Source organism: Ponticaulis koreensis DSM 19734, assembly GCF_000420665.1.
GTDB classification, from domain to species: domain Bacteria; phylum Pseudomonadota; class Alphaproteobacteria; order Caulobacterales; family Hyphomonadaceae; genus Ponticaulis; species Ponticaulis koreensis.
In genome coordinates, this window is sequence record NZ_ATVJ01000001.1 from 1,722,154 (window position 1) to 1,745,577 (window position 23,424).

The window sequence follows — 23,424 nt, forward strand, 5'->3', positions numbered from 1 at the left end:
GAATCGTGACACTTTTGACTGGATATGAAGTGAGTATCCCGAAATGACTGATACCGTCGACGTGAATACAGATACAAAAACCGCGAGCGACCAGAACGATGAGGCGACGCCGAAGTCAGGTGGCCTTGATCTGTTTCAGGGTGTATTCTGGTTATCCTTACTGGTGGCTGTCGTTGCGGCCTGCGTGGCGATCATTATTCCTGATGCGGTCGGCCAGACAGGGCCGGTGCTTCTGATTGCGCTGGCCTCCGGTGGCATGGTTTTCCTGGTGTGGGTGCTTCGCGGTGCCGGCAAAAAGCTGGGGCTATTTCCGTCGCGCGGCGCGACCGAGGCTGCAGCGTCGGTGAAGAAACAGCCTTACTCATGGATCAGCGCGCTCGATGAGGCGATTGTCATCACGGAGAAAGGCGGCGGCGCTGTAATTGCGAACGACCACTATCGTCAGGTGATGAAAGACGTCGGCGTCGCGACAGAAGTTGAGCGGGTTCTCACCGTGGACCGTCTTCTTGGCGCTAACCCGGGGCTTAGTGCCCCGATATACCGTTTGTCCCGTGCAGCTAAAGCTGGCGAAACACGTCATGAAGTGCTGCCCGCGATTGCAATCGGCTCAGAAAGTATTCCTGTTCAGTTTGAGGCGACGGTGTCTCCTCTGGATGGCGAGCGGACGCTCTGGCGGCTGCGTCGGTTGAACAGCATGAACGAAGCGCTTGGCGCTGCCGATGCGCGTGGTCTCTTCATTGAGGACGCGCCACTCGGTTTCTATGTTGCGCGTGCAAACGGCCAGATCACCTACATGAATAGCTGGCTTCGTAACTTCCTCGGTCTGCCAGATGATCTGGGCGATCTGAAAGTCGAAGACGTGCTTCGTCCTGAATCCACCAAAATGTTCCGTCGTGACAAGAAGACGAACCATCCGATCTGGCTCGACCTTCATTTCCGCGCGCGTGACGGTGTTGAAACGCTGATGAATACGGCGACGACCTGGAGCGGTAAGGGCGTAGATGCGGTGTCCCGAACGCTTGTTATGGTTCCTGCCTCCGCTAAGACCAGCGCTCAGGAACGGCTGACGGCCGCATCATCCTCCCGTCCACCGCGTGAGGGGCAGGACCCGATGTTCGATGATGCGCCATTCGGTGTCGCCCGCCTAGAAGGTGATAGCGTCTCACAAGCCTGCGTGATTGATGCCAACTCTGCTTTGGTCGAGCTCACAGAGGGCGCAGCTGTGCCGGGTGGACGTTTTGCTGACCTGTTTGCCGTCGAAGAGGGCGGTGATGACATCTCCAAACAATTACTCGCAGCTGTAGATGGTGCTGTTCCGCTAATGCTGAAAGGCGCGGGCGGTAACTCTGTGAATGTGTACATCTTACTCGATTCAGTCGGGCGCCCGTCCATCGCGTACCTTGTCGATACGACCGAACAATCCCAGCTGAAGAACCGGTTGGTGCATTCTGAGAAGATGCAGGCTGTTGGTACACTTGCGGGCGGCGTGGCTCACGACTTCAACAACATGCTCACCGCGGTCATGGGCTACACAGATAACCTGCTGGCGCGCCACCCTGTCGGTGACCCGAGCTTTGACGACCTTCAACAGATTTCAGAACTGTCGCAGCGCTCGGCTGAGCTTGTGAAGATGCTACTCGCTTTCTCTCGTCAGCAGACGCTGAAACGTGAAATGCTCAATGTCTCTAACGTTCTCAACGAACTGAACTACCTTATTCGTCCTCTGCTGGACGAGCGTGTAAATCTCAGCCTTCGTCATGGCCGCGATCTTCCGATGATCCGCGCAGATAAAGGCCAGCTTGAAAACGCGATCATCAACCTCGCTGTGAATGCGCGCGATGCCATGCTTGAGAATGGCGGCGGTGTTCTCACGATCTCGACCAGCCGTGTGACTGAAGAACATGGCCACGAAAAGGGCTTTGATTTCGTCGCCGAAGGGGATTACCTCTGCATTGAGATCGCCGATAATGGCACGGGTATTCCGCCTGAAGTGATGGAGAATATTTTCGAGCCGTTCTACACCACGAAGAAAGAGGGCAAAGGCACCGGCCTTGGCCTCTCTACCGTTTACGGCATCGTCAAACAGTCTGACGGCTATATCTGCCCGACGAGTAAAGTGGGCGAGGGAACCAGCTTCTTCATCTACCTGCCTGCGCTCTCTGCGGAAGAAGTGGAAAAAGAAATCGGTGCGCAGGAGCAGCCTGAGCAGACGCAAGCTGAAAAAGCGCCACGCGATCTTGCAGGGCGTGGCCTGATTATGCTCGTGGAAGACGAAGATGGCGTGCGCAATATTGCTGTCTCAACGCTTCAAGCCCGCGGGTATGAAGTGATCTCTGCGGCAGACGGTGAAGAGGCGCTAGAGATGATTATCGAGCATCAGGGCCAGATCGACCTGTTGATCTCAGATGTAATTCTACCGGGTATCGATGGGCCGAGCCTTCTCAAACAGGCTAAGGAATATCTTGGCAACGCGCGGGTTATGTTTATCTCCGGCTATTCGGAAGGTGACCTCACGCGTACACTGGACGAAGAGCGTGCCGTGTCTTTCCTGCCGAAGCCGTTCCGCATGGCGAAGCTCGCGGAACGCGTGAAGGAAGAGCTCGAAGCCGCTTAATATAGTTGGTTTCGTTAGTGAGAGCCCCCAGATATGGTGTGCTCTCATTTTTATTTGTTTCTCATTTGTTCTCGTGGAACAAATATGGTACAAAAATCTCCATAATAACTCTGAGCGGTCTTTCTGCGGAAAAGAGACTCGGTTACTAAGGAGACAAATTAATGGCACAAGCGGCACTTCGGCTCGTGGAAGGTAACGGCGTGGATAAGCAGAAAGCACTCCAGACAGCGCTCACTCAGATTGAGCGTAACTTTGGTAAAGGCTCGGTCATGCGACTGGGCGACAATCAGTCAATGGATATTGAGGCTGTATCCACCGGATCTCTCGGTCTGGATATCGCCCTCGGCATTGGTGGACTGCCTAAGGGCCGTATCATCGAGGTCTATGGTCCGGAGAGTTCTGGTAAGACAACACTTGCTTTGCATGTGGTCGCGGAAGCTCAGAAAAATGGTGGTGTCTGCGCGTTTGTGGACGCTGAGCACGCGCTTGATCCGCAATATGCAGGCAAGCTGGGTGTCGATCTGGACGATCTTCTGGTCTCCCAGCCTGACACTGGTGAGCAGGCACTTGAGATCGCTGATACGCTGGTACGTTCCGGTGCGATTGACGTTCTCGTCATCGACTCCGTTGCTGCGCTGACACCTCGTGCCGAGCTCGAAGGCGAGATGGGCGATTCTCTTCCGGGTCTTCAGGCGCGCCTGATGAGCCAGGCACTGCGTAAACTGACAGGCTCGATTTCCAAGTCTCATTGTATGGTGATCTTCATCAACCAGATCCGTATGAAGATCGGTGTGATGTTTGGTAGCCCTGAAACGACGTCGGGCGGTAACGCGCTTAAATTCTACGCGTCTGTTCGTCTGGATATCCGTCGCATTGGCTCGATTAAAGACCGCGACGAAGTTGTTGGTAACCAGACCCGCGTGAAAGTCGTTAAGAACAAGGTTGCGCCTCCGTTCAGGCAGGTCGACTTCGACATCATCTATGGCGAGGGTATCTCGAAAATGGGCGAGCTTCTCGATCTTGGCGTAAAAGCCGATATCGTTGAGAAGTCCGGATCATGGTTCTCCTATGGCGGTGATCGTCTGGGTCAGGGGCGTGAGAATTCCAAGCGCTTCCTGCGGGAAAACCCTGCTGTTGCGCATGAGATTGAAGACAAGATTCGCGCTCAAGCGGGCCTCATCGATGATATGATGCTGTCAGGCGAAGACGACGATAGCGCTGTTAACGAGTAAGCTTCTCTGATCTCGCGGTTGGCGAAACCCGCGCATATCTATATATCCGAACCAAATGCTGCACCCGCTTGTCGGGTGCAGTGTGCATTTGACCACTCAGGACGGTATTTATGACGAGCGTTTCGGATATTCGATCAGGTTTTCTTTCCTTCTTCGAGAAGAATGGACACGCGGTTCGTCCGTCCGCACCTCTGGTGCCGGACAACGACCCGACACTCCTGTTTGTGAATGCGGGCATGGTACCGTTCAAGAACATCTTCACAGGTGTTCAGAAGCCGTTCGCGCCGCGTGCTGCAACCTCTCAAAAGTGTGTCCGTGCCGGTGGTAAGCACAACGACCTCGACAATGTCGGTTACACAGCGCGTCACCACACTTTCTTCGAAATGCTGGGTAACTTCTCTTTCGGCGATTACTTCAAAGAGCAGGCGATAAAATATGCCTGGGATGTAGTGACCGGAGAGTTCGGCCTTCCGAAAGAAAAGCTGCTCGTCACGATCTACGCAGAGGATGACGAAGCGCACTCACTCTGGAAGAAAATTGCAGGTCTGCCGGACGATAAAATCATTCGCATCGCGACTTCCGATAACTTCTGGTCCATGGGCGATAGCGGTCCTTGCGGTCCGTGTTCTGAGATCTTCTATGACCATGGCGATCACATCTGGGGCGGCCCGCCGGGCTCACCCGAAGAAGACGGCGATCGCTTTATTGAGATCTGGAACCTCGTCTTCATGCAGTTTAACCAGCATGGTGATGGCACGCGCGAAAATCTGCCGACGCCAAGCATTGATACGGGCATGGGTCTCGAGCGTATTTCCACGATCCTTCAGGGCGTCCACAACAACTATGACATCGACCTGTTCAAGTCGCTGATTGCGGCTGAGGAAGAAGTCTACAAGCGCAAGGCGACCGGTGATGAGCTTGCCTCATTCCGTGTGATAGCCGACCATTTGCGTTCATCTGCATTCCTGCTGGCGGACGGCGTTCTCCCGTCTAACGAAGGCCGTGGCTATGTTCTGCGCCGGATCATGCGCCGCGCTATGCGCCATTCCCATATTCTCGGTGCGCAAGAACCAAAAATGCACGAGCTGACCAGTGCGCTGTTGAACGAGATGGGCGAAGCCTATCCGGAACTCGTGCGAGCTGAAGCGCTGATCCGTAACCAGCTAGAACAGGAAGAAGGTCGTTTCCAGCGTACGCTCGGCCGTGGTCTTGCTCTCCTCGACGATGCAACAACGGGCATGAATGAAGGCGACTCGCTTCCGGGTGAAACGGCGTTCAAACTCTATGACACTTACGGTTTCCCGCTCGACCTGACGCAGGACGTTTTGCGTGGTCGCGGCCTTAAGGTTGACTCGGACGGCTTTGAAGATGCGATGGCGAACCAGCGCGCGTCTGGTAAAGCCAACTGGAAAGGCTCCGGCGATGCTGGCAGCCTTGAAGTCTGGGCAGAGCTCGCTGACCGCCTCGGTCCAACGCGCTTTACCGGTTATGAAGCTGCTGAAGGCGAAGGTGAATTGCTCGCTATCGTCAAGGATGGGGAAACTGTCGATAGCGCGTCTGAAGGCGCTCTCGAGCTCGTATTTGATGAAACACCATTCTATGCTGAATCCGGTGGCCAGGCTGGCGACCATGGTGTCGTCAATTTCAAATCCGGTCCCGAATTCAAAGTGACTGACGTTCAAAAGCGCGGCGGTGGACTGCACGTTCTCGTCGGAGAACTGAAATCAGGTGAGGTTTCTGTCGGTGACCGTGCAATTCAGGCGATCGACAAAGAACGTCGCGCGGCGATCCGCGCTAATCACTCCGCTACGCACCTGCTTCATGCGGCGCTCCGCAATGTGCTGGGTACGCATGTGACGCAAAAAGGCTCTCTTGTAGAAGCCGACCGACTCCGTTTCGACTTCTCTCAAGGTCAGCCCTTGTCCCGCGAGGAGCTGAAGGCTGTCGAGGATGAAGTGAATGCCGTTATTCGGCAGAATACGTCTGTTTCTACGGCAGAAAAGTCTCCGGAACAGGCGATTAAAGATGGCGCGCTTGCGCTCTTCGGTGAAAAATATGGCGATGTCGTTCGTGTTCTCACCATGGGTGAGGCGCTTAGCGAACCAAAGCATTACTCGATGGAGTTCTGCGGCGGTACGCACGTTTCGCGAACTGGCGACATCGCTCTGTTCACGGTTCTGTCTGAGAGCGGCGTGTCTGCTGGCGTTCGTCGTATTGAGGCAACGACTGCGAAAGCGGCTTTCGAGCATCTTCGTGGTCAGGTCGAACTAGGGCAGGCTGCTGCGGACAAACTCAAAGCACCTCTGACGGAACTCGTGACGCGTGTCACAGCGCTTCAGGATCAACGAAAAGAGCTTGAGCGCGATCTTTCCGAAGCCAAGCGCCAGCTCGCAATGGCCGGTCCGTCCAGCGGTCCTGCGCAAGGTCCTGAAGAGATCAATGGCATCAAGCTAATGGCTCGCGTACTGGAAGGCGTTCCGGCAAAGGACCTTCGTGCGCTGATCGATGAAGCCAAGCAAAGCCTTGGTTCAGGCGTTGCGGTCTTTATCGCAGTGAATGATGGCAAAGCCGCTGTTGCAACAGGCGTAACACCGGATGTCGTTGAGAAGATTTCAGCGGTTGATCTGGTTCGTGTTGCCGCGGGCGCCGTCGGCGGTAAAGGCGGTGGTGGTCGTCCAGATATGGCGCAGGCTGGTGGTCCTGACGGCGACAAAGCTGATGCTGCTCTGGAAGCCGTTCGTGAGACACTCAAAGCCCTATGATTATCCGGCCTTTGAAGGCGGAAGATTTCGACGCGGTCTATAAAATTAATGCCGCGTCGACGCCGGGCGTAAGTGAAGAAACACCAGACGATCTCAGAACGATTGTAGGGCTGGGAACGTGTCTTATTGCTGAAGGCGATGAAGGCCAGGTTTTAGGGTTCCTCAACCTCATCCCGCCGGGAACGATGGAATATAAGAGCCTCAATCTACGCTGGTTTGAAGCGTGGCTGGAGGCCAATCCGGTAAAGCTAAACTATGTTGATCGTATCGCCCTTGCTCCCGAAGCGCGGGGGAGGGGCGTCGGGCCTCAACTCTACAAAGCGGCTTTCGCGCATTCCGAAGGCTGTGATTCGATTGGCTGTGAAGTGAATACCGCGCCGGACAATCCGGGCTCACACCGTTTTCATCAGCGGCTCGGGTTTGCCGAAATCGGCAGGCAGGCTTTCTCACAGGAAAAGGCCGTTGCGTATTATGTTCTAAATATGCCGGACGCCTAAAGCGGTGCTTTCCCCGGCTCTAACGGGCCAAACTGGGTTTCAAAGGCGGCGCGCATCGCGATATCTGCATCATCCATGCTGACGGGATAGCCGAGATCCACAAGACTGGTCACACCAAAGCGCGGGTCACTCACACCGCATGGCGTAATGCCGCCGAAATGGGTGAGGTCCGGTTCTACATTGAAACTCAGACCGTGCATGCTCACCCACTTTTTCAGGCGAATGCCGAGGGCTGCGATCTTATCCTCGCGAAGATCGCCGCCCGGTTGGGTGCGGTCTACCCAGACTCCAATACGATCACCGTCACGCGCCTCGCCGCGAATGTTGAAGCCTGCCAGTGTGTCGATCACTACTCGCTCAAGCGCGCAGACAAACGCGCGTACATCACGCTCGCGTTCGCGTAGGTCCAGCATCACGTAAGCAATGCGCTGTCCCGGTCCGTGATAGGTGAATTGGCCGCCGCGACCTGATTCGAAGACAGGGAAGCGATTCGGATCCAGAAGGTCGTCCATCTGCGCGCTCGTGCCGGCCGTGTAGACTGGAGGGTGCTGCAGAAACCAGATGAGTTCGCGCGCTTCACCGGCGACAATCTTCGCGACGCGCTGTTCCATCGCCGTTACGGCGTCTGCGTACGGCACGAGCTCATCAGAAACAGCCCATTCGATAGGTAAATTTTTCCGCATAGGCACGGCGGTATTAACTCCTTAATTACCCTGTCGCGGGACAATCGGGTTTCACGATAAATGGTGGTCTCTTATGGCGCGTCAACTGGATGCAGTGAAAGTGGAAATATCGGTCATTCTGGGCCGGACCCGTCTGCCGATGCACCAATTACTCAAAATGGGTCGTGGTGCAGTGATTCCGCTCGACGTGCGCGAAACAGACGATGTCTGGATTCTGGCGAACGACCATCCGATCGCCAAAGGTGATATCGAAATCGAGGGCGAACGCATGTCCGTTCGGGTCACAGGACCGGCCAGTGCACAGGACTGGAAAGCCGGAACAGGCGGCTGATCTGCCGTTTCACCGAACTAATGTGAATTTTGTCAAAAAAAGTCCTTCACAAAGCGGTTCTTTTCGGGTTATTAGCGCCGCTCTGCTAAGGCGTGCGGTCGTGGCGGAATTGGTAGACGCGCAGCGTTGAGGTCGCTGTGGGGCAACCCGTGGAAGTTCGAGTCTTCTCGACCGCACCATTTTTGAGTTTCCGTTGCTGTTAGGGGTGTGCGCCACCTCTAAAGCCTTGAATGGTAATGATAAAATATCAGAATCCATAGTTCTATAACCTCCTTTTCGGTCGTATGTCAGGGGGGAGACAAATGCGAGCTTCAAAACAGCTCTTTTGTCCTGTATCCGTTCAGAACTCCAAAGAATCCAAGGGTTCGATAAAAACTGCATTGCAGTTCTATACGTTTGGTCAAAATTCTCAGAACCATCTCGTCTTTCAGCGTTAAACTGGCTGAGCTTTTCTGCAGCGATAGTTTTTCGTGTATGAAGTTCTGCAATTTTCTTCTCGTATGCTTCGATTAATGATGCCTGGCTGGTTTGCATCACCCGTTCAATCATTGCATCCAGATCGCGTTCTGCCTCCTTGAGGGATGTCTGAAGAGCTTTTTTCCTTTCAGTCACATTGGCCACCTCATGATCCCAGATGCGTCTGAACATCGTTCTGGCGATCGCTATGAGCGGCTTTGCCGGACGAAGGGTTTTCAACAGGTCTTCAAACTCGGTTTCAAGTTGTGCTTTAGGGATGGATTTGCCGTAATTTTCGCAGCCCTTGGTCTGGCAACAATAGTAAGCATAAGTCTTAGTCATGCCCTTGCTCCAGCTGCCTCGATACGGGGTGCCGCAAGTGCACAGTACAAAGCCGCGCAGAGGGAAGTCCTCATTGATGTTTTTCCGAGTGGGTGCTCGCGATTTGGCAACTAGCCTGTCTTGTATCTTCTGAAAGGTTTCCAGGGAGATGAGAGGTTCGTGAAGCGCCTTTGTCATCGGTACCCCGAGACTGGGAACTTCATAGTAACCGGCATACAGCGAGTTTCTCAGCTGCTTACTGATATGTTGTTTGTAAATCTTACCAGACTTGCCCTTAGGGTATCGCGGATTGTTATTCAGCGCCCGTCGAAATTCTTCCTGCGTTTCCAGTAGCCCATTTGCAAAATCTTCCAATGCCTGAGCCAGGATAGTCGCGGCAGGCTCGTTTCGAATGATCATGGGGTCGTTGCCTGCCTTGCCCCAGATATAGCCTTGAGGCGCTCCATAGAGCCAAAATCCCTGCATTAGGCGTGCACGTTGCCGATTGCGGGTTTGCTCCTTGTTTGTCTCGCGTTGCAATTCGCTGAATGAGGCTTTGAAATAATCCATTACCTTTCCCGTTGCGTCCTGTCCAAACTGATGAGACGGGCTCATCAACACGCCGCCGGTCGCCTCCACCTCGTCAGTCAGATGTAAGTGGGCGCGTAAGTCCCGAGCTATCCGGCTGATATCATCCACAACGACTGCACATGTGCCTTTGCTGGTCGCTTTCAAAAAGGCCAGCATTTCACTCATGCCAGGTCTGTTGATCGAGGCTCCGGTGATGTCATCAGTGAAGGTTGCAACGACACTCAGGTTCTGGTGTTGGCAAAATTCTTTGCAGCGCAGAATTTGCGACGAGATTCCATTACCCTCTTTAGTTTGCTTGTAACTGGAAACACGCGCATAGATCACGGCCATATGCGGAGGCACGATCTTCTGGTCTGTCGGGTTATTCTGCATGGGTATATTCTACCATAGCTGAGGGGTTTGGTTCATCAATTTCCTGAAGCTTATCCAGAACTCGTTCATCAAGTATCTGGCTGACAGGATCGAGGCCCAGACCGACCCGGACGATGGACAACATTATGACGCTCAAGATTTCCAGAAACTGTTTTGCTTCATCTTCGGTCAGATCGATGTTGCTCAGATCATAGCTGTCCAGATCGGTGGACAGGTCATATCCTGCGGGTGTTGTCTCGGTCATACGACCTTCCTTCCTACGCAAATTATTGCGCTTTGCTTCTCCGTAATTGTTACTAAGTCCGGCAATCGTCCTTCAAATTTCCGAATTCGTAAAGGAATTAATTCCTATTAATACAGGTGTATTCAGAGACCAGACGGACCTGATCGGGTCTGATCCGAAACAGGCTGACGGCTGATCCCGTGCTCGTTAAACGCCCGCCCGACGTCCTTATGATGTTGTGTGCGAAGCTCAGCCTCACGCGTGCGGAAGTGATCAAGTTTCTCTCCAGCGCCAAAAATGGCTTGGGCCTCTTTCAGGAGGCGTTCGCGCGAGGCATCAATCTCAGCATGTGTGGCTTTGGAAAGCGGATGGGCTTGTGTCGGAGCTTTCCTTTCATCAACCGAACGCTCGGGATTGTTCAGAACGCGCTGATGCTCTGCTTTCCTGTGCTGTTCGATTTGAAGGTAGACACCCTCAATCCGACGATCCACACGTTCGCGTGCCTCCTGAGACAGTGATTTGTCTGGCAATGGCGGCTTTAGCTCAGGTGCCATGTTTTCCCGCTCCAGCCAGACCTTATCGACTTCGCGCGCAACCCATTCTGTCCGGTTTGCTTTCGTAGTGTCACTGAACCGTGCGCGTTCATCGCTTGCCCATTCATCGATTTCGCGGATCGACTGAAACGTCTCAGCTGGGTTCTGAACGGTTTTATAAAGCTCTGGGTCTACGGCTTCAAAGCTGGATTTCAGATTGCTCCAGCTCAGATCGGAACCGATGGCGTCAGACATTGGGTTGCCTCCATGTTGGTGGGGTAAATTTGCAATTCGGAAGACCGTTCTGGTACACTGGACCTATGACGGAAGAGCCCGACAAATCTGATCTGCGCGCCAGAAATGACAATGTCCGATACGGACGTACCTGGCCCAAATTGTCTCGCGAGGTCATGGAAACTGACTTACGCACGATGATAGAGCGCTGGCTCCAGCTCGGCGTGCCTGCTGAACGTATCAATGAGATTGTTTTCGGGCTTTCCAAGGATCTTACCTACTATGCGCTAGAGCACGATCCGGTTGACCCAGATCGTGCTATGGAAAGATATGAGCAGGTTTGTAATCAGGCGGGCGTTTTACAGATTCTCGAAAAACATACCCTCGAATACTTCGTAAAATGCCAGGGTGATGAGATCGAACGCGAGGACGCGAACACGACTCACAGTTAGAGCCGCGCTTTGACTTTGCCCTTATAGCGCTTGCGGCCATAGAGTGGATTGGCATCAGCCCGACTGCGCCAGGGTTCAATCTCATGATATCCCGCGATGTGCAGCCGGAACGCCGGTTTTCCCCTCAGAAACAAGAGACCGTCTTCTGCGCACAACAGCTCATCTGGCGTCATCAGCGCTCTTGCCTGCTCTGACAACGTGCGGGTGACCTGATCTTTGGCATGGCGACCGATAGAGTGCGTTTTGACGCGGATTGAGGTTTGTCCCATCCGCTTTGAAAACAGTTCTGCTGTCTTCACAGAACTGATGCCATGAACGACCTGAGCTTCTGACTGGGACAAAAGCGTATCGAGCGCTTCCTTGCCATAGATCAGGCTCCATTGCTCCAACTCCTGAACGATACACCAGATTCTGATACCAAACTCACGTCCGATGGTCAGAAGGCCCGGCAGACCTTCAATTTTGAAGTTTGTCACTTCATCAAGCAGGAAGGTGACCGGCTTTTTGCCGGGCGCGCGAATAAGCTCGGTCGTCGCGCACCACGAGATCATGCCCATCCACTCAGAAAGCGCGTCTCTCTGCGTCGGGTCGCTGACAACATAAACAGTGATGTTGCGTTCTTTCATTTCGGAGAACCGAAAATCGGTATGCGACGTTGCTTCAGCAAGGAGGCTACCTGGGCCGTAGGGCTCCAGAACCTGTAAAGCGCCTTCGCGGAAGCTTTCAAACTGTTTGCGGTCGCTGTCAGTGAGTTTTCCGAGCAAATCATCTGCAAGGCGTTTGAGTTCGCCATTAAGCGCATCACTGTTCTGGGCGATATAGAGCGCGCTTTCCAGTGCCCCCATGTCGCTCAGAAGGAGAAGGGCTTTTGTCAGGCTGGCATCCTCTCCTCGCATGATCAGATAAAGCAGAGCGAACTGGAGTAGCTTGCGTGAACCGCTTCTGAAGAATTTGTTTTCGCCCTCCTGTTTGGGTTCAGGCAGCATCTGTTTCACAAAGCCGCGCAGGTCCGACATCAGATATTTACGCTTGGTGTCATCTTTCCAGTCATCGATCAGAAGGCTTAGCGGGTTATAGCGGGACGCGATCTGATCAATGCCGGTCATGACGGCAACGGGGTCAAGAATAACGATTTCATTTTTGAGGCGCTTCTTGCGCGTTCGGCTCGTGATATGAACAAGGCTACCCTGTTTCATATCAGAAACAAAGATAGAGCCTGTATGATGCATTAGAGCGGGGATGACAAAGCCGGTCGTCTTTCCTCCACCTGCGGGTGACAGGACAAGGCCATTGGATTCGATATCGACGAAGACCGGTTCACCAAATGCAAGCCCGACATAGTAACCGGTTTTTCGGCGGGACCGTTTGAACAGTCCTGCCTTTGTTGCATCACCTGCATTGGCCCATCGCGCGGTGCCTTTCTCGCCCTTTGGTTTACGAACTCTCCAGTGCTTGAAAAGACGGGGTATGACCCGCAGTACGGCGCCTGACCAGTCCAGCCAGCCCGCTGCCAGAGTGAAGGCGGCAATACAAGCCGGGATCTGGAAATCAGGGATGTAAATCAGATGACGGTAGTACCACCCTATCCCTGTGATCACTGTCAGGGTCGTACCCTGCAGGATCAGATTTCTGTTTTCGGGTGCTTTGCTCATAAATACGCTCCGTTTCGTTTGAGTTGAACGAAGCGAAGCGTGACAGCGGTAGCCTGATCGCGAGGGCGGTTTAGCGAGATACAGAATGCAAAAAAGCAGCGCTGGGTGCACCGCGCTGCTTTTTTCTGAGACTGTCGGGTTTAACCGTTGGTTCTTAAGCGTGTGAGTTGAACTGTACGGGCTCCATTGGCTCTAAAATAGTCCGGCCACCAGGTCCGCAATTCAGCTTCCGAGCAATATGGCAGGGAATTTGGTGTGATCAGCCCTTCTATCAGCAAGATATCAACGGCGGAGCCATCCAAAGAGTCTGGACGAACAAATGTGTATCGCTGTTGTTGCTCAAAGGTTTCAAATGACGGCATGTCGCCTGCGACAGCACAAAACCGGGCGGTTTCTGTATTCTGAATACCATCAGTGAATACCAGAAGCCTCCGGTCTGGACCTTGAAATCCGGAATATCGGGAAATCGCCTGTAGCTGTTCGAGGATAGGACTATCCACGGCTTGCATATCCGGATCGTGCGAACTGGAAATCAGCTCATGCACAGTGCCTTCGAAGTGCGCAGTCGCATCGTCATAGATACGCGATAGCATCGGTGCGGGTTTGTCTGGACCACCGAATGCGTCCTGCTCAGCTGGTGTACTTGCCGGTTTACAGAATTCAAATGCTGGTCTCGCAATTGATCCCGCTACACTGCGTCCAGTCGAAAAAACTGAAAACCGCGTATTTGGCGGAGCGGCCTCCCAGGCATTCATAAATGCCGTCTGAAAATCCCGAAACTGAGGGCTGCTAAGACCCGGCGTAACTGAATTATCAATAAAAATTGCCGTCTCGGCTTGTTCGCTTTGCGCGTAGCAGAAGGCATCATCCATTTGAGGGATGCTCATCATATGAGAGACGCCAGTCGCCAGGCCAGATACTGTTACCAATGGCAAAGCGGCCAATATAGTGAGCTTCATGATCCGATTGGTTTTTCCGGTGCGGCGACGTGTTGAACGCTTCCTTGGCATTTTGAAGTTCCTTCACTTATCTGACACAACATCGAGATCAGGCGCAGACGCCAGAAACTCGGTGCGCGCCAACTCTATCTTTGCGAGTGCTTCGCCGAGGGCGTTTAAAAGTTCTGCCATGACCGATTGGAGTTTGTTCGCCTCAGCTAGCGACGCTTCCCCTTCATCGGACGATAGAATGTCTGGTGAAATGTTTAGGGTATTGAAGGGCGTCTCATCGAGAAACACGTCTTCGGGAACTGCTGAGCGTTTAACGCGATGGATCATCGAAGAATGCTGATGTGCAAATACTCGAAGCCTTCCGAGAGCATCTTCAATGGACATATTGTGGCGTTTCACGATGTCAGTAAGGTGAATCAACGCCTTTGTGCGTGTGCTGATAGCCTTTCTGGCCAGCTTCAAATCTTCTTCTGCGGATTCAAGCGCATCTTCCACTGTTTCGCTCATGCTGTCAGCGAGCGCATCCAGAGCCATCATTCCGTCTTCATTTATCAGCGTCTCTGCATGACGCCTGGCATTGGACAGCCCAGGCACGGGATCAGAGAGCCCTGAATATCCTTTCCAGATAGCAAGAATGGATGAAACTGTTCCGATGACGATGATAATGACAGCAATGCCGTCATTGAACGTGCTTATGAAGCCAATCTCATCGAAACTGAAAATATGCTCGTGCGATCCGAGTGACCGAACCCGAGCGGCGGCGAATACCAGAATCGCAAGAACGCTCAGAACGATGATATAACCGACACGGGCAATCAACCGCGTACGCTTATCCTTTGGTTCAGGATTCGGGGCACCAAGCTTGTAGTTCACGTATCGCAGGCAGAAAAATCCGCCGACAATTCCAACAATGACATTGACTGCAGCGAAGATCAGTCCGTAGCCAATTCCCGCCATGACATCCATTTTCCCTTCGGAAATCATCATCATCGAGGTCATGCCGCCCTCAAGCAGCACGAACACCATAGCAACGAAAATAGTGTCGAGAGGGTCTGGAAGTTTGGCAGGCCGAGCAGCGTTATGCGACCATTGTAAAAAGCGCAAATACTCTGCTCGTTTGCTGCGCCATTGGACAAATCGATCAACAGTGGTGTCGAGTTTTTCAAGACCGTTTTCAAGATAATTGAAGTACGGTTCCAGCTGAGCAACGCGCAGCCCTAGATCAGCGGCATTGTCAGCAAGAGAGTATTCATGGATTTGCGCGTCAATTTCGCATTTCTGAGAGCGAAGCTCAGTAATCAGGCTGGCCTGATAAGCTTCTACAGAAGATGTATTTGCAGGGGGTGTAGTTGCGAAAGGATTGTTCATGATGGTCCTCTTTTTCGATCTGAGGACATTCTGTATTGTATCTAAGGAAATGCGGGCGTTTTGATGATTGATGTGTTTATCATTACGAGTAACAAGTAAAAATGGCTACCGATATAAATCAGCATACGGATCAATATTAACTGCATATTAACCACGATAAGCCTATAATTGCGGTATTGTGGGTGATTATAATTATTCAAAATACTGGATTTTTGGGACAGGCGGGACAAAGGGGCGGCTTAGCGTCAATCATGCCCTAAGCATTATTGACGGCTGGGCTGTAGACCAGCGCGAAGTTCTCGGTGGGGGTGGTCATGGACATCTTCACTGATGAAAACACCGGAGCCAATAAAGACCGCGCAGAGCTTGCTCGTAAATCCATTGCTGAAGCGGGTGGCCCCATCATGGGCGCGGCAGCTCAAGATCAGGAAAAGCGAAAATCGGATTTCAAAAAAGAAATCGAAAGACGCTTCATGGACAACATGACGGCGCTTCAGACCATGATGCAAGACCCGGAATACCGCGCCCTGTATGAGCGCGTATCAGGCAAGCTTGATGAGGTTCAATCAAACCTTGATCAGGCCATTCTTGAAAACGCCGAAGAGCTGGAACAACTTGAAGACGGCGCAGCGCACTCAAAAGACGGCTCCACCATATACGCGGCATCAGATGGCAGCTTCGTTTATGCGGACGGAACGAAAGTTCCCGCAGCCGAAATGCCAGACCCAAGCGATATTCCAAATGGTGCAACAAGCTGGGAAGAGTATCGTAGAGCCAGAGACCGCGCGATTGAACTGGCTCGAATTCAGGGCGAGGTTATTGATCCGGCCAGAACACGCATTCAGGACCCAGACAACCCGCCAAGCAAAACCGATCTGGAAGAGATCGAGACAGAACTTGAACAAGCCGATCAGGAAATCTCGAACGTGGGCGCAGCTCCGAAAGTAACTCACAATTACGAACGAACCGATCCGAGTTCGGAACTTGCTTCTCTTAACAATTCAAACAGCAGACCGAGCTTCTAATCTGTTCGACAAGCATTTCTGGTAGCCGCTGCGACTACAGCCGTTGCGTAATGATCTGGATATCGCTCAAAAGCTGCATTCAAAACAGTTGGGCCGGAGCCGCCCCTAAAATACCAGTCAGTAATGCACCGTGCTTCGCTAACATCGTTCTCAGATGTTGCTTGCGCCATAGCACCAACCGCTCCAGCGATCCAAGATAGCCGATCTCGCTCTGGCAAATCGCGAATGTCGGAAGCCCTAAGCTCACTTGGCGGAATAACACCAATTGCCGGATGAACAGCATCCTCTGCCTCAGCAGCATAAGCGCCAGCAGAAATCATCATTGCCGAGCTGCACACCAGAGCATGCAGGAGTCCTGAAAACGTTCAGTATAGGGATTAAATGTTGTAGAATGATTGATGACGGGAAACCGCCAAGTCTGGCGGAATAATTGAGGGTTTTAGCGATGTCTCGCAATCGAACCCTTTCGGGACAGCAAATAGCAGTTCCACAGCCATTTTCCGCTCAGAAAGGCTTCAACAATGGCACTTTATGGATATGCGAGGTGCAGCCTCAGTTCACAGTCCGTTGCTTCTCAAGTCGTGCAACTAAAACAGGCCGGATGCCAGCGCATCTTCACCGATGAGGGCGTGAGCGGCGCGAAGTCAGACCGGCCAGGATATCGGGAGCTGCTTTCTGTTCTAAAATCCGGCGACACGGTCATCGTTTACAAGCTCGATAGATTGGCGAGGTCCACCAGAGACTTACTGGAGAAGATCGACCACCTCACGCAAATCGGCGTTCGCTTCCAGTCCATTACCGAGCACATTGATCTTGATACCGCCGCAGGCGAGCTTCTTCTGCACTTGCTGGGAAGCTTTGCGGCTTTTGAACGAAGCCTTCTGATCGAACGCACAAAGGCTGGTCTGCATTCAGCCCGCCTTGCCGGAAAGCAAATTGGCAGACCGCCCGCGCTTAGCCAGCAAGAGATAGCGCAGGTCAAACGGCGCATTGGAACAGGAGAGCCCGTCTCCCGGATCGCGCAAAGCATGGGCGTGGGCAGATCAACGCTCTACCGTTATGTTCAAACCGCTGAGTGCGATTGAAGGACTTCTATGGCCGGAGCAAAACTTCATCGCTTCATAAGAATGGAACAGGATCGGCTTGCTGAGCTAAGATATCATGCCTCCATGGCCCGCATTTACAAAAAGCCCCTTCTCGCCGCATGGCTGGGTTTTCGGTGTTATCTGGCGGAGCGCTGGATCAAAAAGCATCGGCACATCCTGGACGAAGAGCCTGACACCCCTGTTATCCCCAAGTGGGATGAATGACAGAGCATCGTTCTACTTAAGGGCGTGGCGCACAGAATTATCACCCTTGATCCTGAAACTGCGGACAATTCCGTCCGCTGATCAATTCAGGACTAAAACCAATGAACGAACCCGAAAAGCTACTGGGCAAGGTGAACGCCCTCAATCACATCGTCATGCACCTCATGGCTCTTGAAGTTTCACGCGATGACAACCCGTATGAAGCCGCAGGGTTATTGCAGATGAGGATGCTCATGGCCGCGCAGGTCAAGCTCAAACAGACCAAGGATAAGCGCAAACGCGAAATCATGGGACACATGGTTGCCGAGCTAAACGCAATCTATTGCGAACTATTCCGGTATTTTGAGCAAGAACGTCAATGGAGCGATATGAACTCAGACAAGTAGCTTTTGCATCGGTCGGTGGCGCAGACTTTGTTGCGTCATTGGCTGATCTTAGCGCCCACTATACGGATAGGCTTGGCGTTGATGCCACTCCACCTTTCGCACTGGTGAACACGCCTGAACATTGCAGCCCATATTTGTGAAGTCTGCCAGAACGGATATGGCAACGACGCTGCGCGTCTGGATCAATTTCCGGCCCGCACAAACGTGTAGTTCATTGATCCTGCCAGATGCCGTTCTGGCTATCTCGCCTTTCACAAGGACCGCAATCCAGCGGTTCAAAACGAAAGGACAAAACAATGTCAAAGCAACTCCCACCAATCCAAACCCTTCGAGACGGCCTGATTTCAGCTTCTATCTGGAAGGATACCGTCAGCGACGGAAGCAATCGTTACAGCGTGACGTTCTCGCGCTCATATCTCAAAGATGAAGCCTGGCACACCACTCATAGCTTTTCCCGCGAGGAAATCCTGAAGGTCTCCAGACTTGCTGATCTGGCATACACTTGGATCAAGTCCCAGCTTCGCGAAGACAAAGCTCAGATCCAGACAGGAGAGGCAGCATGATCCGCCTGTCACCAACAACGAGCGCCGCGAATAGCGGCGCTCCGAATTTTCAGAATGGGTACGACCCGGGCCATCCTTGGTACTACCTTCTCGGGGGTAAAGTGCTCGGACCGAAGTCGATCCTGAAATCTGTGATTGCGCGAGATTATCGAGGGCACATTGATGAAATCAAAGATGCTGAAGCGCTTTGCGAACCTAGGAGGTCGGAGCAGTTACGCCGCTTAAGGAACCGTATCACCAACCAATACAAAGCCGACCTTGAACGTTACCGAGAGCTCGTACGAGAGCTGCAACAGCACAGGCTTAGCGATAGGCTGAAGGACTCGGTCAGACTGTGTGAGCCCGTTCACTCAAGCCTCGCACTTAAGCATAACCACATCTACAATGAGCTCGCGCATTTGCGCCGCATTAACGCCGCGCTTTGCGTCCAGCGCGATATGTTTGATGGGTTTTGAGATGCTGCCTACAAAAGCAGAGCCGGAAATAATCCGGCCCTGTCCATTTGGTTATGTTTAACCCTGGGGGGTGAATGGATTTTCCCAGCCGTCGATCTGGGGCTCATAGAGGCCCGAGATGATGAATGCAGCTGTGATCAGTTGCATGCGATACTGGATCAGATGCAGGCGATTACGCTTTGGCGGGGTCACAGCATAGTTGCTGAACGCTGAAACCCAGCGAAAGGAAGCGTCATCATTAAACGCGTAATCTACACAGGAATAGTGGTTTTCGACACCACTAAAGTTGTCCTGTTCGCTGAGATTATCCCAGATCAGACAGCCATCAAAATCGAAGACGTTATAGTCGATACTGACGAGCTGATCGTTCAGCCAGTCGGCGAAACTACGCCGACCGAATTTATCTCCTTCTGCTTTTTTAGTTGCCTTGAGCCCGTTATACAGCAGCGCAAGGCGGGTGAGGTTTAATAGGCTCAGGATGTAAGCCTGAGGGGGTAGTTGGAACGTGGGCTGTCCCATGTTGCTTTTCTCCAGGGAGAAAAGCGAGCTCGCTAATTAGGGTGCGGCCCCCAGTAGTCGGGATGCATCAGGGCCTGGGCATCGGTCTCCACTCCGTGCTTGCAACATTGATGACAACTCTAAGCCTAGGATACTTCCGACTTTTTCCGAGGTGGAAACTGCGTCATGATAAATTAATAAAAACAGTCGGTTGCAAGTTTGAATATCATTATGATATATTAATTACGATGTATGAGCGTTTGGTACGGCAGAATGGGAACCTTTTAAGACTGGAAGTCGGATTGCTCTCCGAGATGTCGTGTGAATGCTGCGAGATTCAGCGTTTCCTTGAAAGCGCAGATGAGGAGCATGACTGTTTCGAGAATATACCACTTGCTGATTGTTGGGTCCGAAAATACTCCAACGCTTATAACCGCCATCTTCTTCACAGAAATGACGGTCCGGCTCTGCAAATTGAAAATTTGGTGACAGGCCACGTTTACTTTCGAGTGTATGCAGAGCACGGGAGACGTCAAGATCAGGATGGTCCCGCATTATTAGCCGATGATACAATCCGTCAGCTAGTTGAGCATTATCAAAATGGGGCACCGTTTGACTCCAACGGCGCATTTCGAAAAATTATTGAGAACGGCTTGGTTGTCGATGAAGTGTGGGCGGACACGCCTAGCCAGTTAGACCTACAGAGTACTGTGCCGCCAATCCCGTAGCTAATCGCGAATTGAATTTTGTGTCCTGCTCGTTATTATCCGTTTGGTAGCGCGATGTGAGATAAAATGTTGTCTTTTGAGCATGCAATTCAGCATTACAAAATCGTGGCGCGCGAGTGGATCGTTTTGCGTTATGAGACGCAAAAGTTAATGCTTAAAGCGATCCGGTCACTGCCGGGTAGTTACTCCGAACATGCCGACAGTTACGTCGCAGTCTGCAAAGAGTTCGGAATTAGTAACGCTGACAAGAATGTTGCAGAAAACCGGGGCGACAAAGTAATAGGCGAACGCGTTCGAGACCTCCCAATAAGAGACGACCGCCTCGAAAAGAAGGATCGTTCAGAGATTGAGAAGGTTTTTCTGGCCCCAACTCTCTTTTGGCTATCATACTACTTTCCTGATGAAGCACGCGTATATTTTGAGTCGATCAAGTTAGATTTTCAACTAATTACTGAACATCCTCGTTTTCCGAAAATGAAGTCCATAACCTATGAAGAACTCGGGCTTATACTGCCCGAGCAACATCATAGCCAACATTTCGAACTCCAGATGCACTTTTCCAACGAAGGTGCCAAGTTTGTTGGCCGTGAAGAAGAGATCAACCAATTAAATCAGTTTTTGCTCCATGATGAGAACAAGTCGTTTAAGTGGTGGCAAATTTCGGGCGAAGCCGGCCAAGGTAAAAGTCGGCTCGCGCACCATTTTATCAAACACAGGATGGAGCGTTCTGACGAGTGGGAAGCAGGCTTCATAGAACGCTTTGATCACGAGTTTTTGGAAAAAGTGAAGCGCTGGCGGCCTGCTCGCAATACGCTGATTGTAATTGATTACGCAGCGTCACCGGAAAAGTCCGATCGGCTGTTAGACCTTATGCATCTACTATTTGGTGACCCGCGCCGACCAGCGGATTGGGATGGATTTAGAGTTCGATTGCTAATTTTAGATCGACAACCTTACAGCGCTAGTTCTCGAAGTAGCGTGGACTTCGGCCCAAACCATATGCCGTCTCTCTGGCAGTATCGGTTGATGATTAAACAGTCTGCCGAGCCGAGAATTTTGGCAGGATTGCAGGCTTGCCACGACACTCATAATGGGCCGATTGTGCTCATGCATCCCGGCAAAGATGTCTTATTACAAATCGCTGATGAATGGGCTCACTTCAGGAGTGGAAGTTCTTTTACACCAATGCAAAGAGAGTTAGTTGCTCAGTTTTTGGGGGTAAGCGAAAAAGATGAACAGCTCGATCTGAAGGATGCAAATCGCAAGAGGCCTCTCATTGCTCAGATCGCGACTGAGGCGGTTCTGGCGGGTGAACTGCCAAATATCGATTCAGTCGATATTCTCGAAGATCTATTAGACTTCGTGCTTGATGCTGATTTGTCCAAAATGTTTGAACCAGACGCCCCTAGGGATCGAACACCAGCAATGATCTATAGAGAGCACTCGGTGTCATTATTGCATAGAGCGATTGCGATCATAGCAAACATTGTATCCCACCTGTATCCATCCAGGATACGCAAATTAAGTGAAATTCTGCCGGATACGGTTGATATGACCGCAGACGATCTAGACAAGATCAACAAGCTCACGGGCCATCTGTTCCATGACGAACAAGAGAGTGGCATTGTATTTGGTAGGACACCAGACTTGTTGTCTGAACGACAGTTCTTGCGCGAAATCAGTAAGATGCCCCCCTATCTTCGGGAGAAACTTCTCAATTTCTCTTGGACTCATGACGGAGAGGCGACCTTTGCATTTTTAAGCCATTTAGGGGAAGACTTTCCGAGAAACCAAATTACACCAGCGGTGATTATCGGGTCGCTATCAAACCGCGATCAACCTCTCGGCGCAATTATGCTCGTGAGCAATATGCTGCCACACATTGCTTCAGCAGGGCATAAAAACATCATTCTCCGATTTGTCGATTGGTGGTTGGACGGGCAAGAAGAATGTCTAATTCTCAGCGATTTATTCTCTTGCTTAAGTCTACATATGAATCTCATGTATTCGTGTTTGAAACTCGGATATTATAATATATCAGGCGCTCTGTTTGGGTATTATTACGACATAAATGAGAGGAATCCTGATCATGATGAAGTCATTCTGGGTTTTTGGGCTCGAAGCTTATGTGAAGCAACGTCATATAAGTCTTATATTGAAAGTCAGAAAAATATATCGTCACAAATAAATCTGCTCATGGTGTTCTTAACGAATAAGGACTATCAGGAAGCTAATACATTCCTTGTGAAAATAATGTATAATCTTATTTTATATGCCCTTGATGATGGAAAAACGGAGCATGCAGACAATTATTTTTCTGTTTCATTCTTGTTGTATTTCAAAAGCCCCAATGAACATTTGGCCCATGTTTTAGCTCGAAGTTATGTTCTGTTAATTGCGAAAAGGCCTGTTTTAACCTATCGAACGCAAGAGTACTTAAGATCTTTGGTCAATCGGTGTGGCGAACCGGAGTTTTCAGAATTGTTTTCTATGGCGCTGGTATCCTGCATGGCAGAGTTAGGCGCAAACGCTGCTTACATTGATGAGCAATTATTCTCAAAAATTCAGGATATAGTCTACGAATTGCATGATCGATAGGTCGCACACTTGTAGTGTCATTGTGCAAACTTTATCATAATTAGTTTTACGCTCATCTTTCTGGTTAAAGTAAGAGTAGCTAGGCTCATGCTCATGCTCATGCTCATGCTCATGCTCATGCTCATGCTCATGCTCATGCTCATGCTCATGCTCATGCTCATGCTCATGCTCATGCTCATGCTCAGCGAAGGCCAGATGAGCGACTTCAAAGGTACGGCGCGGATGATCGGGGCCTTTCCTGACGCCCGCGCCTTACTGGGCGATAAGGGCTATGACGCCGACTGGTTCCGTGAGGCTCTGGCAGCACGCGGCATCGAAGCCTGCATTCCGTCAAAGGCCAACCAGAAAACCCATAGGCAAAGATGTCCACTAAAGCGGTTAGGCTATGCGTCAGATGATTTCGGCCGGACACCGAAGACTTATCTGGTAGAACCGCCGTTGGCGGAGGACGCGAGATGTGCGTGCCTGACGATCCGCAGAATTGCCCTTGCGGGCTTAGGCGAGATGTGCGCTAAAGCGCCTATGCGAGATGTGCGTACCTTCGGTCCGCCGCTATGCGAGATGTGCGTACCTTCGGTCCGCCGCTATGC

The 23,424-nt window shown here is 51.7% G+C and carries 21 protein-coding genes, 1 tRNA gene and 1 pseudogene; 15 read left to right on the forward strand and 8 right to left on the reverse strand.

Going from position 1 to position 23,424, the window contains the following annotated elements:
* Positions 1-43: 43 nt before the first annotated feature.
* The 4 genes from G523_RS0108865 (at position 44) to G523_RS18680 (ending at position 7,105) form a co-directional block, all read left to right on the forward strand.
* Positions 44-2,614: a hybrid sensor histidine kinase/response regulator gene (locus G523_RS0108865; RefSeq protein WP_022694699.1), complete on the forward strand. Its 2,571-nt coding sequence runs from the start codon at positions 44-46 to the stop codon at positions 2,612-2,614.
* 161 nt (positions 2,615-2,775) lie between these two features.
* Positions 2,776-3,846: a recombinase RecA gene (gene recA / locus G523_RS0108870; protein ID WP_022694700.1), complete on the forward strand. Its 1,071-nt coding sequence runs from the start codon at positions 2,776-2,778 to the stop codon at positions 3,844-3,846.
* Between the two features lie 110 nt (positions 3,847-3,956).
* Positions 3,957-6,608, forward strand: coding sequence for an alanine--tRNA ligase (alaS, locus tag G523_RS0108875; protein ID WP_022694701.1), 2,652 nt, complete (start codon positions 3,957-3,959; stop codon positions 6,606-6,608).
* Positions 6,605-7,105, forward strand: a complete 501-nt coding sequence (locus G523_RS18680; RefSeq protein ID WP_022694702.1) for a GNAT family N-acetyltransferase — start codon at positions 6,605-6,607, stop codon at positions 7,103-7,105. The genes alaS and G523_RS18680 overlap by 4 nt, the downstream gene beginning before the upstream one ends.
* Here G523_RS18680 and lipB read toward each other — a convergent pair.
* Entirely contained in the window at positions 7,102-7,788 is a 687-nt protein-coding gene (lipB, locus tag G523_RS0108885; RefSeq protein ID WP_022694703.1) for a lipoyl(octanoyl) transferase LipB, read from the reverse strand. The two genes, G523_RS18680 and lipB, sit on opposite strands and share 4 nt — an antisense overlap.
* 73 nt (positions 7,789-7,861) lie before the next feature.
* Between lipB and G523_RS0108890 the strand changes: the two genes are divergently transcribed.
* Together G523_RS0108890 and G523_RS0108895 are read left to right on the forward strand one after the other, a co-directional pair.
* Positions 7,862-8,119 (forward strand): FliM/FliN family flagellar motor switch protein, encoded by a 258-nt coding sequence (locus G523_RS0108890; RefSeq protein ID WP_022694704.1) that lies wholly within the window; start codon positions 7,862-7,864, stop codon positions 8,117-8,119.
* A 94-nt stretch (positions 8,120-8,213) separates the two neighbouring features.
* Positions 8,214-8,298: transfer RNA gene (locus G523_RS0108895), tRNA-Leu, on the forward strand.
* 526 nt (positions 8,299-8,824) lie between these two features.
* On the opposite strand, the pseudogene G523_RS21345 reads toward G523_RS0108895, so the two are convergent.
* The 3 genes and pseudogenes from G523_RS21345 to G523_RS0108915 all read right to left on the reverse strand — a co-directional run.
* Positions 8,825-9,859 (reverse strand): annotated as a pseudogene (locus G523_RS21345) (recombinase family protein); the annotation flags it as partial.
* Entirely contained in the window at positions 9,849-10,103 is a 255-nt protein-coding gene (locus tag G523_RS0108910) for a hypothetical protein (protein ID WP_022694705.1), read from the reverse strand. The pseudogene G523_RS21345 and the gene G523_RS0108910, both read right to left, overlap by 11 nt.
* A gap of 122 nt (positions 10,104-10,225) precedes the next feature.
* The gene (locus G523_RS0108915; protein WP_022694706.1) at positions 10,226-10,870 is read right to left on the reverse strand and encodes a hypothetical protein; all 645 of its coding nucleotides are present in this window, start codon (positions 10,868-10,870) and stop codon (positions 10,226-10,228) included.
* Positions 10,871-10,935: 65 nt separating this feature from the next.
* Here G523_RS0108915 and G523_RS0108920 point away from each other — a divergent pair, with 65 nt between their 5' ends.
* Entirely contained in the window at positions 10,936-11,301 is a 366-nt protein-coding gene (locus tag G523_RS0108920; protein ID WP_022694707.1) for a hypothetical protein, read from the forward strand.
* On the opposite strand, the gene G523_RS18685 is transcribed toward G523_RS0108920, so the two are convergent.
* From G523_RS18685 to G523_RS0108940, 3 genes are all read right to left on the reverse strand, one after another.
* Entirely contained in the window at positions 11,298-12,953 is a 1,656-nt protein-coding gene (locus G523_RS18685) for a type IV secretory system conjugative DNA transfer family protein (protein ID WP_022694708.1), read from the reverse strand. The genes G523_RS0108920 and G523_RS18685 overlap by 4 nt on opposite strands.
* Before the next feature lie 140 nt (positions 12,954-13,093).
* Positions 13,094-13,963: a hypothetical protein gene (locus G523_RS0108930; RefSeq protein WP_155802627.1), complete on the reverse strand. Its 870-nt coding sequence runs from the start codon at positions 13,961-13,963 to the stop codon at positions 13,094-13,096.
* A gap of 12 nt (positions 13,964-13,975) precedes the next feature.
* The gene (locus G523_RS0108940; protein ID WP_022694711.1) at positions 13,976-15,271 is read right to left on the reverse strand and encodes a hypothetical protein; all 1,296 of its coding nucleotides are present in this window, start codon (positions 15,269-15,271) and stop codon (positions 13,976-13,978) included.
* Positions 15,272-15,585: 314 nt separating this feature from the next.
* On the opposite strand from G523_RS0108940, the gene G523_RS0108945 reads away from it, so the two are divergent.
* The 6 genes from G523_RS0108945 to G523_RS0108975 all read left to right on the forward strand — a co-directional run bounded on the left by G523_RS0108945 (position 15,586) and on the right by G523_RS0108975 (position 19,010).
* Positions 15,586-16,296 carry a hypothetical protein gene (locus G523_RS0108945; protein WP_022694712.1) on the forward strand — a complete coding sequence of 237 codons (711 nt, stop codon included), beginning with the start codon at positions 15,586-15,588 and terminating at the stop codon, positions 16,294-16,296.
* Positions 16,297-16,817: 521 nt separating this feature from the next.
* Positions 16,818-17,381, forward strand: a complete 564-nt coding sequence (locus tag G523_RS0108955; protein ID WP_022694714.1) for a recombinase family protein — start codon at positions 16,818-16,820, stop codon at positions 17,379-17,381.
* Positions 17,382-17,390: 9 nt separating this feature from the next.
* Complete coding sequence (locus G523_RS0108960; protein WP_022694715.1) at positions 17,391-17,606, forward strand: hypothetical protein; 216 nt, start codon at positions 17,391-17,393, stop codon at positions 17,604-17,606.
* A 101-nt stretch (positions 17,607-17,707) separates the two neighbouring features.
* Positions 17,708-17,992, forward strand: coding sequence for a hypothetical protein (locus G523_RS0108965; protein ID WP_022694716.1), 285 nt, complete (start codon positions 17,708-17,710; stop codon positions 17,990-17,992).
* Between the two features lie 296 nt (positions 17,993-18,288).
* Positions 18,289-18,555: a hypothetical protein gene (locus G523_RS18695; protein ID WP_022694717.1), complete on the forward strand. Its 267-nt coding sequence runs from the start codon at positions 18,289-18,291 to the stop codon at positions 18,553-18,555.
* Positions 18,552-19,010, forward strand: a complete 459-nt coding sequence (locus tag G523_RS0108975) for a hypothetical protein (RefSeq protein WP_022694718.1) — start codon at positions 18,552-18,554, stop codon at positions 19,008-19,010. The genes G523_RS18695 and G523_RS0108975 overlap by 4 nt, the downstream gene beginning before the upstream one ends.
* A gap of 57 nt (positions 19,011-19,067) precedes the next feature.
* On the opposite strand, the gene G523_RS0108980 is transcribed toward G523_RS0108975, so the two are convergent.
* Positions 19,068-19,529 (reverse strand): hypothetical protein, encoded by a 462-nt coding sequence (locus tag G523_RS0108980; RefSeq protein WP_022694719.1) that lies wholly within the window; start codon positions 19,527-19,529, stop codon positions 19,068-19,070.
* 773 nt (positions 19,530-20,302) lie between these two features.
* Between G523_RS0108980 and G523_RS0108990 the strand changes: the two genes are divergently transcribed.
* Both G523_RS0108990 and G523_RS21315 read left to right on the forward strand, forming a co-directional pair.
* On the forward strand, positions 20,303-22,834 hold the full coding sequence (locus G523_RS0108990) for an ATP-binding protein (protein ID WP_022694721.1): 2,532 nt from the start codon (positions 20,303-20,305) through the stop codon (positions 22,832-22,834).
* Between the two features lie 87 nt (positions 22,835-22,921).
* Positions 22,922-23,424 (forward strand): transposase (locus G523_RS21315; protein ID WP_324603002.1); only part of this gene is annotated, 503 nt, incomplete at its 3' end.